General features: G+C 62.9%; 11 protein-coding genes. 4 read left to right on the forward strand and 7 right to left on the reverse strand.

Annotated features, from left to right (window positions below):
- Positions 1 to 125: 125 nt before the first annotated feature.
- The 4 genes from RQH62_RS04755 to RQH62_RS04770 form a co-directional block, all read right to left on the reverse strand.
- Positions 126 to 1052 (reverse strand): glyoxylate/hydroxypyruvate reductase A, encoded by a 927-nt coding sequence (locus RQH62_RS04755; RefSeq protein WP_311267604.1) that lies wholly within the window; start codon positions 1050 to 1052, stop codon positions 126 to 128.
- 109 nt (positions 1053 to 1161) lie between these two features.
- Positions 1162 to 3282 carry a TonB-dependent siderophore receptor gene (locus RQH62_RS04760; protein WP_311267605.1) on the reverse strand — a complete coding sequence of 707 codons (2121 nt, stop codon included), beginning with the start codon at positions 3280 to 3282 and terminating at the stop codon, positions 1162 to 1164.
- Between the two features lie 326 nt (positions 3283 to 3608).
- A complete protein-coding gene (locus tag RQH62_RS04765; RefSeq protein ID WP_311267606.1) occupies positions 3609 to 4820 on the reverse strand; it encodes a heparan-alpha-glucosaminide N-acetyltransferase domain-containing protein in 1212 nt (403 codons plus the stop codon).
- 257 nt (positions 4821 to 5077) lie between these two features.
- A complete protein-coding gene (locus tag RQH62_RS04770; protein ID WP_311267607.1) occupies positions 5078 to 6496 on the reverse strand; it encodes an aldehyde dehydrogenase family protein in 1419 nt (472 codons plus the stop codon).
- A gap of 122 nt (positions 6497 to 6618) precedes the next feature.
- On the opposite strand from RQH62_RS04770, the gene RQH62_RS04775 reads away from it, so the two are divergent.
- A complete protein-coding gene (locus tag RQH62_RS04775) occupies positions 6619 to 7065 on the forward strand; it encodes a MarR family transcriptional regulator (RefSeq protein ID WP_311267608.1) in 447 nt (148 codons plus the stop codon).
- 119 nt (positions 7066 to 7184) lie between these two features.
- Positions 7185 to 9314, forward strand: a complete 2130-nt coding sequence (locus RQH62_RS04780) for an acetate--CoA ligase family protein (RefSeq protein WP_311268096.1) — start codon at positions 7185 to 7187, stop codon at positions 9312 to 9314.
- 35 nt (positions 9315 to 9349) lie between these two features.
- Here the strand turns inward: RQH62_RS04780 and RQH62_RS04785 are convergent, their stop codons facing one another.
- The 3 genes from RQH62_RS04785 to RQH62_RS04795 are packed head-to-tail and all read right to left on the reverse strand — an operon-like array spanning position 9350 to position 11008.
- The gene (locus RQH62_RS04785) at positions 9350 to 9853 is read right to left on the reverse strand and encodes a DUF3237 domain-containing protein (RefSeq protein WP_311267609.1); all 504 of its coding nucleotides are present in this window, start codon (positions 9851 to 9853) and stop codon (positions 9350 to 9352) included.
- Positions 9853 to 10602, reverse strand: a complete 750-nt coding sequence (locus tag RQH62_RS04790; protein WP_311267610.1) for an SDR family oxidoreductase — start codon at positions 10600 to 10602, stop codon at positions 9853 to 9855. Before RQH62_RS04790 ends, RQH62_RS04785 begins: the two co-directional genes overlap by 1 nt.
- A gap of 16 nt (positions 10603 to 10618) precedes the next feature.
- Entirely contained in the window at positions 10619 to 11008 is a 390-nt protein-coding gene (locus RQH62_RS04795; RefSeq protein ID WP_311267611.1) for a nuclear transport factor 2 family protein, read from the reverse strand.
- A 100-nt stretch (positions 11009 to 11108) separates the two neighbouring features.
- On the opposite strand from RQH62_RS04795, the gene RQH62_RS04800 reads away from it, so the two are divergent.
- Positions 11109 to 11510, forward strand: a complete 402-nt coding sequence (locus RQH62_RS04800; protein WP_311267612.1) for a nuclear transport factor 2 family protein — start codon at positions 11109 to 11111, stop codon at positions 11508 to 11510.
- 28 nt (positions 11511 to 11538) lie between these two features.
- Positions 11539 to 12069: a MarR family winged helix-turn-helix transcriptional regulator gene (locus RQH62_RS04805; RefSeq protein WP_311267613.1), complete on the forward strand. Its 531-nt coding sequence runs from the start codon at positions 11539 to 11541 to the stop codon at positions 12067 to 12069.
- Positions 12070 to 12104: the final 35 nt, after the last annotated feature.

Here is a 12104-nt window from a genome sequence, read left to right on the forward strand (position 1 = left end):
TTTCGGCCTTTTATGGCATGGCATTCGGCATCATTTGCCGTGTCGCTTTCGTGCGTTGGATATGTGCCGGATCATAGCGGAAAAGCCCGGTCCGGCACAGATGCGCGGCATGGAATGTCGCGCACTCAATAGCCTCGGTCGCGCGCGACTTCGCCATCCATCGGCTGTCCGGCGGAAAAGCGCCGGATATTGGCGATCAGCGCGCGGGCTGCGCTGTCCGAACGGGTCATGCTGGCGACATGCGGCGTAATCATGATGCGCGGATGCGCCCAGAAAGGGTGATCGGCAGGCAGCGGTTCGGGGTCGGTCACGTCCAGCACAGCGCCCGACAGATGCCGTTCATCGAGCAGGGACAGCAGATCATGCTCCACCAGATGCGGACCCCGGCCGACATTGATGAGGCCGGCGCCTTTGGGCAGTTGCGACAGGCTGTCCCGGCACAAGATGCCGCGCGTCTCCGGTGTCAGCGGCAGCAGGCAGATGAGGATATCGCACTGGCACAGGAAAGTCGGCAGCGCGGCTTCCCCGGCATGGCAGGTGACGCCCTCGATCGCGGCACCCGACCGGCTCCATCCCGACAGGGGAAAGCCGAAAGGTTTCAAGCCCTGCAACACCGCTTGCCCCAGATTGCCCAGGCCCATCACGCCGACCCGCCGTTCGTTCGCCGGCTTCAGCTTGATCGGCGTCCAGCGCGCTTCTTTCTGCGCCTCGCGATAGTCGATCAGGTTCCGGTGCAGCGCCAGCACCGCCATCGTTGCATATTCGATCATGCCCGCTGCGATGCCCGGCTCGATCATGCGCACGACCCGGATATGGGGGGGCAGGGCGGACATGTCGAACTGGTCGATCCCCGCGCCGATCGAAAAGAGGATTTCCAGATTGGGCAGGCTGGCGAGCAATTCGGCGGACGGTGCCCAGGCGGCGAGATAGCGGATCGCGGCCGGATCATAGGATTGGGACGGATCGACAAAGGCGACGTCCGGCGCGTCGGCCGCGAATATCGCGCGCCAGATGTGGCCGCGTGTCGGATCGGATGTGTAGAGCAAAGCCATGGGTGCGACCTTCAGGCATCATCAGGCAAAAATAAACCGCCGCTGTCCCCGAACTTGGAGGGAGGGACAGCGGCGGCCGAACGGGGCGGGCACGCCCCGAATGGAAGGATCAGAAGTTGAAGCTCGCCCGGACGGTGAACTGACGGGGCGTGCCCGGCTGGATCCACAGCGCCGCATAGGAGCTGGCATAATATTTCTTGTCGAACAGGTTGGTCACATCCGCCGACAATTTGATCTGCTCGGTGATGTTGAACGATCCCATCACCTTGGCGATGGTGTAACTGGGCAGGAAGAAGGTCGTCGCCGTTTCGCCCAGACGCCGCCCGACATGGGTCACGCCACCGCCCAGCATCGCTTCATGATCGCCGATCGCAAAATTCTTGAACAGCAGGGCATTGCCCTGATGCTTGGGAATGTTGATCAGCGGATCGCCCTTCAGGATCGGCTGGTTGAAATTGGGATCGCGCACTTCGGTCGCCCACCCGGCATCGGTGTAGGCATAGGTCAGGAACAGCTCGAATCCGGCCGGCAGTTTGGCGTTCACATCGAACTCGACGCCCTTGCTCTTGGCCGCACCCACCGGCTTTGAGAAGTTGGCGTTGGCGGGGTCCAGACTGAGGACGTTGCTCTTCTTCATGCTGTAGAGCGACAAGGTGCTGGTGATCCGGCCATCGGGCGTGACGAATTTCGCACCGACTTCATAGGAACGGCTCAGTTCCGGGTCGAACGGCAGGCCATCGGCACCCACACCGCTATTGGGACGGAAGCCCTTGCCATAGCTGCCGTAGAAAGACAGGCTGCTGGTCGGTTCGAACACCAGACCGGCCATCGGGCTGAAGCGCGTATAGGATTTGCGCGGATTGGTGCCATTCAGGCGCAGGTCGATATTCTGGCTGAAATCATCATAACGTCCGCCAAATCGCACCTTGAACTGCGGCGTGATTTCGATCTGGTCCTGTGCGTAGACGCCCCAGGCTTTCTGCACCTCGGTCGCATTCTGGATCACGACATTGGGCACGGGCAGAGCCGTCGTATAGACCGGGTTGTAGATGTCGATCGTATAGGGGTTGTTGGCCGGGCGGTAACGGGTCTGATAGGTGTCGATCTTGAACCTGTCCCAATCTGCGCCAACGCGGATATTGTGGATGATCGACCCGGTTTCCAGCTTGCCGCTGATTTCGCCACGGAACACCATATGGGTGGTTTCATAGTCGCGGAAGCGGCGCTGGCGCGTCAGGGTGCGGCCATCGGTATAGAGCGCCTGACGTGCGCGGCTGAGTTCCGGGTCGCTGGAAAAGCCGGTAAAGCTGGTATCTTTGTACCCAGCGCCCAGCATCAGCGTCCAGTCGTCGCTGAAATCATGCTGATATTGCGCCTGATGGCCCAGCACTTTCACCTTGGTCGGGCCGTCATTGGGGTTGCCCAGGAAGGTCGAATTGGGGATGAGGCCCAACACGCCATTGACCGCGACCACGCCGCGTTCGAATGGCACTTCCTGATTCACATATTCCAGTTCGTAGGTGAAGATGTCTTTGTCCGACAGTTTTGCCAGGAAAGACGGGGTCAGCGTATATTTCTGCGTCTCCACCGTGTCGCGGAAACTGTCCGCCTTTTCGGCTGAGCCGTTGATGCGGATCGCGATGCTGTCGCTCAGGGGCAGATTATAGTCGCCCTCGACGCGATATGTGTTCCAGCTGCCGCCCGATACCGCGAAACTGCCACCCTGATCGAAGGTCGGCTTCTTGGTCACGATGTTGACTGTACCGCCCGGTTCGCCGCGTCCGAAGAGCGCGCCGTTGGGGCCCTTGAGCACTTCGATCCGTTCGACGTTCGATGCATCGCGCGGGCCGCCATAGCCGCGACCGCCGTTGAAGCCGTTGACCAGGAAGCCGCTGGGGAAATTCTCGTCGCCGGCAAAGCCGCGAATGGCGAAACTGTCCCACAGGCCGCCGAAATTATTCTGCTTCGACACGCCGCTCGCCAGTTCCAGCGCGGTGTCGAGGCGCGTGATGTTCAGGTCGTCGAGCAGCTTGCCTTCCAGAAACTGGACGGCCTGGGGAATTTCCTTGACCGGCGTGTCGCCGAAATATTGGCGTTTCAGGCCGGTGACGACGATTTCACCTTCGGCGTTTTCTGCTGCGGCCGGTTCCTGCGCCTGGGCGATCGAGGAAAAGGCGATGGCGGCGGTGCTGGCCACACAGGCCAGACGGAGGGCGGATAACGTGCGCATAATGCTGTAACCCCTTATAAAATCACTGTTCCCTTATGTCCTGCGAACGTTAGGGGACCGGTTTGCTCTGTTATTCCCGCGCGGACTTTGTCCTGTCGTCGGGTCCGATCCTTGGGTGATTTTCCACCTCTTCTGAGCAACGAGGCTAAGTTGAGTGACGGAAATATTACGTCAAACTTGGCTCATCGGACGGCGCAAAATTGTGAATCATGGTCGCCTACGACAAATAATGCTGCGCCCGATGTTGCGGTCGAAAGCCGCAAAAATACGGGAAAAAAGGCCGCCTTCCGGGTGGAAGGCGGCCCAGTCGACCCGACGCAGGACCGTCAGAGATATTTGAGCCACCATATGTCCTTGCGTCGTTGCTTCAGTTGCGCGAACCAGCGGGTAGGGAAATACAGGATCGGGACCAGGATGAAGACCCAGATCCACACCCAGCGCAGATGGTCGACGCCGAACACCGTGCCCTTGGTCGGACCATATAGCAGCAGCGCGACATTATAGATCGCCTTCAGCACATAGAGGTGCAGCACGTAATAGAACATCGGCGCGCCGCCCAGCATCGCCAGTGTAGGCATCGCCTTGCTCGTCTCGAACTTCTCGAACAGCGCCAGCAGCAGGCAACCCGTGCCGATGGTCGGCATCAGGAACAGAAGCGACGGCGGATATTTGGTCAGCGCCAGAAAGCTCATTACCGTACGCAGCGGGGTTTCCGCGACGAACCAGGGCTTGTCGCCATAGACGTTCAGATAACGGATGATGATGAAGCCGAGGATCAGGCCAAGGCCCAGCATGGCAAGGCGGCGAATACGCGGCGCGGGATCGCTGCCGCGCGCGAACCATGGTCCGCAGGCATAGCCCAGCAGGATGACGCCGATCCATGGCAGGATGGGATAGGTAGTCTTGACCGCGATTCCGCCGACTTCGATCAGCGAACGCTGATGCAGCACCGCCCACAGCGCATAGCCCGGCTGGTCGGCGGTCAGCCGGATCGGATCGAGCAGATTGTGCAGGCAGACGATGGTCAGGCCGACTACAAACTGCGCCGGGCGCGGCAGGTGCAGCAAAGCGGCCAGCGCCACCATGCTGATCCCGATCGCCCAGATCACCTGCAACCAGATCGCTGTCGGCGGAAAGGCGGGCGCCTGTGTCGGCCAGGCATAGCCGACGATGGTGAATTCCAGAAAGATCAGGAACAGGCCCCGCTTCAGCAGGAATTCCGATACCTGCCCCTTGCTGTGCGACTGGCCATAGAGCCAGGCCGACAGGCCCGTCAGCGCCACGAAGGTCGGCGCGCAGAAGGTGGAGAGCAGGCGCGTGAGGAACAGGCCCGGGTCGGTGGTGTTGGCGTCAACCGGGTCCGTGACCTGCAAATGCAGGAACCATGTCTCGCGCACATGGTCGACCAGCATGAACAGCATGACGAGCCCACGCAGCGCGTCGATGGCGATCAGCCGGGTGCGCGCCTTGGCCGCGCCGATCGGCGATGCGTTGGCCGAAAGGCCGATGGTGGGCATCGCGCCCGATATGCTGTTCATAACCCCGGTTCCTGGCCCCGCCATGTCCCACTGCCTATGATACAACATATCATATCTGGCAAGGGGGCATAGCGCCTCTGATCGGCGACGCACCCTTCTGTATCGACGGGGACTATCGCCAGCGTTGGAAGGCTATGGACGGCGCACGACCGAATGTTCCGAATTTATGAAATGGCGAAGCGGAAAATATCAAAGAAAAGGGGCCGACGAAGCGCTATGCTTCGCCGGCCCCTTTACCATGATGGCAGAGTCGATCGTCAGGCGTCTTCGAGCGCCACGATATTGACGATATGCGCCTGGGTATATTCCAGCAGCCCTGCCTCGCCCAGTTCGCCGCCCAACCCTGATTGCTTCACGCCACGGAACGGGATGTTGGCGTCGATCGCCAGATGCTGATTGACCCACACAGTGCCGGTGTCGATCTGCATCGCGATGGCCGTGGCCCGCTCCACATCCTTGCCCCATACCGTGCCGGCCAGGCCATAGTCGCTGTCGTTGGCGCGGGCGATGACGTCGTCGATATCGTCATATTTCAGCACCGGCAGCACCGGGCCGAACTGTTCTTCCTGCACCAGTGGCGCATCTTCGGGCAGATCGCGCACGATCGTCGGCGCGATGAAATAGCCCGGCCGGTCCATCGGCTCGCCGCCCGCCAGCACCGTGCCGCGCGACTTGGCGTCGGCGATCAGCGCGCTGACCTTGTCGAACTGCATCTTGTTCTGCACCGGGCCGATGGTCGTGCCCTGCTTGGCGCCATCGTCGACGATCGCCTCGTTCGCCAGCTTCGCCAGCTCGTCGCAGAAATCATCATAAAGCGGGGCAGGGACATAGGCGCGCTTCACCGCGACGCAAATCTGGCCGGCATTGGTCATCGCGCCCTGATAGACCTTCCTGGCCACCTGCCGTGCGTCGACATCGTCCAGCACGATCGCCGCGTCATTGCCGCCCAGTTCCAGCGTCACCCGCTTCACCGTGCTGGCGGACGACGCCATCACCTTCTTGCCGGTCGCGGTCGACCCGGTGAAGGCGACCTTGGCGACATCTTTGTGCCCGGTCAGCAGCGGGCCGAGCTCATTCTGGTCGCAGACGATGTTCAGCACGCCGGCGGGCAAGATATCCCTGGCCAGTTCGCCGAAGAGCAATGTGGTCAGCGGCGTCGTGGGCGCGGGCTTCGATACCATCGTGTTGCCCGTCACCAAGGCCGGCCCCAGCTTGTTCATCAGCAGGATCAGCGGGAAATTCCACGGCGTGATCGACGCGACGACGCCCAGCGGGGTGCGATGCTCGATCACCTTGTTGCCGCCTTCATCCCGCAGCACTTTGGGCTCCACCCGCATCGCGGCGAAGGCGCGCAGGGTGAAGACGCTGCCCATGATCTCGTAACTGGCCTGATTGAGCGGCTTGCCCTGTTCGGCGGTCAGCAGGCTGGCGAACTCGCCGATCCGTGCTTCCAGCGCATCGGCCAGCTTGTTGGTCAGCGCCGCGCGTTCCTCGACCGGCAAGGCGGCCCAGCCGGGCTGCGCCTTCTTGGCCGCTGCGATCGCGCGCTCGGCCAGCGCCTCGTCCGCCTTGGGACACAGGGCGAAGGGCTGCGCCGTCGCCGGGTTCACCACGTCGAACGTGCTGACACCGGCGACCAGTTCGCCGTCGATCAGCATCCGAAATTCATGATCCATGAGTCGCTCTCCAATTATTCGGCACCGTCCGGATGGCATTGCCTATCGCAATTCGGCCCGGCTGGCTGTAGCATATATTTGTGCGCTAGGGATACAATATTGACAAGGGGTATAGTGAAGGGATGAAACAGGGGGCCGATCTCCAGTCGCTCGTCGGCTATCGCGTGCAGCGGGCCAATCTGCTGATGGAAACGGACGCGCGCGGGGCGCTCGCCGCCCATGATTTGTCGCCGGCGAAGATGACCGCACTCATCCTGATCCGCGACAATCCGGGCTGCGACCAGACGGCGCTTGGCCGGGCGCTCAGTATCAACCGCTCCAGCGCGATGAAGCTGGTCAACATATTGGCCGACAAGGGGCTGGTGGAGCGGCGGCCGGGTCGCGACCTGCGCACCAACGCGCTGATGCTGCTGCCCGAAGGCGCGCGCCAGCTAGACGCGATGCTGGCGGCGGTGCGCCAGTCCGACGCGCGCATGACCCAGCGGTTGAGCGCGGAAGAACTCAGGACGCTGCGCACGCTGCTCGCCCGACTCGGTCCTGCCCCGACACCGGAAGACGACGAGGATTGACGACAAGGCCGCTTGCGCAAACTGTATCCTTGGCGCACAATTGTCTTGAAACAGGCGGTTGATTCGACGGAAACAGCCGCACGAACGGGAGACAGGTGCGCGTGACGGAAGCTGCTTTGATGGATGGACCGGCAACATCGGACCGGAGCCTCCCGTCCGCCTCGCTCGATTGCCTGCTTCGGCCCCGCTCGGTTGCGATCATCGGCGCGTCGGACAAGCCCGGCGCGCTGGGCGCGTCGGTGCTGGCCAATCTGGTGCGGCAGGGCTTTGACGGCGACATTCATCTGGTCAATCCCAAGCGGACGGACATTGGCGGCCGGCCCTGCGTCGCTTCGGTCGATGATCTGCCAACAGGTGTCCATGTCGCTGTTCTCGCTATCCCGCGCGTAGGCGTACTGGACGCGATTCGTGGGCTTGCGCGCAAGGGCGTGGGCGCTGCCGTCATCTTCTCCGCCGGCTTTGCCGAAGATGGGCCACAGGGTCTGGCCGATCAGCAGGAAATCGCCCGCATCGCGCGTGAAAGCGGCATGGCGGTCGAAGGGCCGAACTGCCTTGGCCTCGTCAATTTCCGCGATAATGTCTCGCTGACCTTCATCGAAATGCCGGAGGCGAAGGCGCAGGGCGATCGTCGCGTCGGCATCGTCTCGCAATCGGGCGCGATGGCCGCCGTGCTGGCGACGACCATGATCCACCGCGATGTGCCCTTGAGCTGCTACATCTCCACCGGCAATGAAGCGGCCAGTGGGATCGAGGATTATCTCGCCCATCTGGTCGATCAGCCCGACACTGCCGTCATCGCCCTGATCGCCGAACATGTGCGCGACCCTGCCCGCTTCCTCGCGGCCGCCCGCGCAGCGCGCGCGGCCGGCAAGGCGGTCGTGCTGCTCCACCCCGGCCGCAGCGCGGCGGGTGCGGCCAGCGCCGCCACCCATACCGGCGCTATGGCGGGCGACCATGCGGTCATGGCCGTCCATGTCGAGCGCGCCGGCGTCATCCTGGCGGAATCGCTGGAGGAACTGGGCGATATCGTCGAAATCCTTGCCCGCTCGCCTGATGCGGGCGTGGGCGGCACGGGCATCGTCGCGGAATCCGGCGCGTTCAAGGCGATGATGCTGGATCTGGCCGAAGCGGTCGATCTCGACCTGCCCAAACTCACCGACGCGGACAGCCCGGCCTTGCGCGCGGCACTCCCCGACTTCGTCCCCGTCACCAACCCGATGGACATCACCGCGCAGGGGCTGGTCGATCCGGGCCTTTACGGCCGCACGCTGGCCGCACTGGCGCAGGACGACCGGATTGGCACCATCTTGCTGACGCTGATCCAGACCGACACCGGTACATCGCATGTGAAGTTCAGGGCGGTGCTGGACGCGCTGGCAACCATCGGCGACACTAAGCCGATCATCGTCGGTGGCGTCGATGAAGGCGGCGCCGTCTTCGCCGACGACCTCAGCGCGCTGCGTGAAGCCGGCGTCACATACCTCCCCACCGCCGAACGTATGCTGCGCGCGCTCGCCCGCATCGCCACCCATCGACAGGGCGACGCCACGGTGGCGCCGCTCGACGCCGAGCCGGTCGATGGCCTGTCGCAGGTCGGCAGCACCATCCCCGAACATCGGTCCAAGGCGATCATGGGTGCGCAGGGCATCGCCTTCCCCGCCTTCGCACTGGCGCAAAGCGCGGCGGAGGCGATCGTCGCCGCCGATCGTCTCGGCTATCCGGTGGTGCTCAAGGCGCAGTCGCCCGAACTGCCGCACAAGAGCGATGCTGGCGGCGTCATCGTCAATCTGGCCGATGCCGATGCCGTCGCGGCCGGCTGGGACCGGCTGATGGCCAATCTCGCCGCCTCACGCCCCGACCTTGTGCTGGACGGCGTGCTGGTGGAGGGGATGGCGGCCAAGGGCGTCGAACTGATCGTGGGCGCCCGCAACGATCCGCATTGGGGACCGACCATCCTCGTCGGCTTTGGCGGCGTCGCGGCGGAATTGCTGCACGACGTCTGCCTGCTCCCGCCCGACCTGACCCGCGACGCGATCATCGCGCAGATCCGCACCCTGCGCATGGCGCCGCTGCTCGACGGATTCCGTGGCGCACCGGCCATGGATATCGGCGCGGTCGCCGACATCGTCCAGCGCCTCGGCCAGATGGTCGCGGCCACCCCGGCGATCAGCGAAGTCGATCTCAACCCCGTGATCGTCTATCCGCAGGGGCAGGGCGCCATCGCGCTGGATGCGCTGATTTCCCTCTGAAAATAAGGGGCGGTCCCTGGACCGCCCCGGCCTGCCTATGTCAGCGCATAGTATCTCAGCACATTGCCGTCCGATCGCCGCTCCCCCACGCCGACGAACACATGCTTGGTCAGCCAGTCATGCTTGCCGACCGGACATTCGAAGCTGGGATTGCCGCGCAGATAATAGTCCTGCTGCTCCACCGGCGCGCCGTCGGCAAAGGCCCAGTCGCGCAAGCGCGCCATCGTGTCGGGCTTGCGCCCCCACAGGAAACCGCGATTGTTGAGCAGGATCAGCGTCCCGTCCTCCTCCTCCAGCATGTAACGCGCGTCGAACACCGCGACATCGTCCGGCCGGAAATAGGCATAATCGCCGCCCGACCCCGGCACGGCCTTGCCCTTGATCCGTGGCCCCTCGAACGTGCCGCCATCGACATAGACGGCGCTGCGATTGCCGCCCATCGGCGTGTTGACGATGGTCTGCACGCGCGGAAATTGCAGCCGCACCTCCATGGCGAATTCCAGCCGCGGATTGTCCAGCGTCGAAAACAAGTCACTCATCAGCCTAACTCCAACGTTCCGCCATCGACAAAGAGATTGGCGGCAGTGATAAAACTGGCTTCCTCCGAAGCCAGAAACAAAACGGCGCGCGCGACTTCGTCCGCCCGGCCCATGCGCTTCATCGGCACGGCCGCGATCATCGCCGCGCGCAGAGTGTCCACATCGGCATCGCTCATGCCCGGATTGCGGTGCAGCAGCGGCGTCTCGATCGGGCCGGGACTGACCAGATTGACGCGGATGCCCTCGCTCACCAGTTCCCCAGCAATCACCTTGAGCGCCGCATAAAGCCCGCCCTTCGCCGCCGCATAGGCGGTGTTGCCGGGCACGAAGGCATGGCCGCCGATCGACCCCGTCGCCACGATCGACCCGCCTTGTCCCATCAGCCGCAATGCCTTCTGAATCGCAAACACGCAGCCGCGCAGATTGACGCCATGGACATGGTCCCAATCGGCCGGCGTCAGGTCGCGGATCGGCGCAAAGCCACCCACGCCCGCATTGACGAACAGCGTGTCGATCCGCCCGTCCTGTGCTGCGATATCGGCGATCACCGCCTCCATCGCGTCCAGATCGGCCATGTCCGCGCGATAACCCCGCGCGCCGTCGATCCCGGCCACAGCTGCGTCGATCGTCGCCTGATCCCGCCCGGTCAGCCGCACGATCCCGCCCTCCGCCGCAAAGGCCTGCGCACTGGCCAGGCCGATGCCGCTATTGCCGCCGACGACCAGCACGATCTTATCCTTGAACCGCATGATGTCTCTCCTTCGCTTAGAAGGGCGAATGGGGATTGGGGCTTTCCGTCGGCACATCCTGCACCGTGTCCCAATGTTCGACGATCATGTCGCCCTCGATGCGAAAAATATCCATCACCGCAAAGCCCGGATCGCCGTCAAACCGCCGAACATGATAATGGACGATCACATGGTCGCCATCGGCAAAGCGCCGTTTGATGTCATGCACCGCGTGCGGATTTTCGCCCCGCACCTTGCGCAGGAACGCCTTCAGCGGCGCCAGCCCCGTATCCACCCACTGATTATGCTGGATATAGTCGGGCGCGATGAATCGATCCGCTGCGTCACCATCCATCGGTATCAGCACATGATCGAACATCGCCTGAACCAGATCCAGATTGCGCTGCTCCTGTAGTGTATAAGCCATCGTCCTCTCCCTCATATTTTCCGCTGGCGCATGGCCTTGTTTTGCGGTTACGATAACGATCGTTATTAAAAGAACAAGAGCCAAGGAAGAGGAAAGCGCCATGAATCGCGCCGATTATGACCGCTATGCGCAGGCCTTCAACAATCGCGACTATGACACGGTCTTCGATTTCTACGCGCACGGCGCCAGCATCCGCTTCTTCGGCGTGGATCTGGGCACGCGCGACGCGTTCAAGCGCTTCTACGGCTTCCTGCATGCTCATGTGATCGAGACGCTGACGATCGAACGCTTCGCCGCCAGCGACGAGCTGGTCGCACTGGAAGGGATCATCCGGGTAGAGGCGATCCGCGATCTCGACGCCGCCACGCTCGCCGCAAACGGGCTCGACCAGTTCATGCCGATCGCGAAAGGCGAAGTGCAGCAAATGCGCCAATATATCCATTATCACGTCGTCGATGGTCGGTTCACCAGCGTGGGCTGTGCCATCGTCGGCTTGACTTGAGCGCCGGCAAATGCCCTATCGGAAGACCATGTCGAACAGCAGCCCGCCCAAAAAGCCGTCGGCGTCGGCCGAAACCAGTCCCGCCGACACGCTCCACCGCGTCCTGCGGCTGGCGAACAAGCTGATGGCGCCTTTCTCCACTTATCTGGAGCATCGCTACAAGATCAGCCTGAACGAGTTTCGCCTGCTGATGCTGCTCGGCCGCTTTCCCAATTCGGCCAGCCATGAACTGGCGGAGATGACCGGCGTCAATCCGATGAGCGTATCCCGCGCCGTCGCCGCGCTCCAGAAACATGGTCGCATCACCGTGGAGCGTGACCCCGCCAACAAGCGGCGCAAGATCCTTGTCCTGACCGATGAAGGCCAGCGCCTCTACCGGCTGATGCGCCCGCAGACGGACAAGGTCGCCACCTATCTCGTCTCCGACCTGAAGACGAAGGAGGTGGAGACGCTGAACCAGTATCTCGACACGCTGGTCGATACGCTGGAATCGACGGACGAAGCCGGCAACAGCCGCTTCCTGGAATTCACCCGGCCCGACGGCGAGCAGGCGGACTGATCCGGGCATTATCCCGTCTGTGAAATAATCTATTG

This window comes from Sphingobium sp. WCS2017Hpa-17 (assembly GCF_031843765.1).
Classification (GTDB): Bacteria; Pseudomonadota; Alphaproteobacteria; order Sphingomonadales; family Sphingomonadaceae; genus Sphingobium.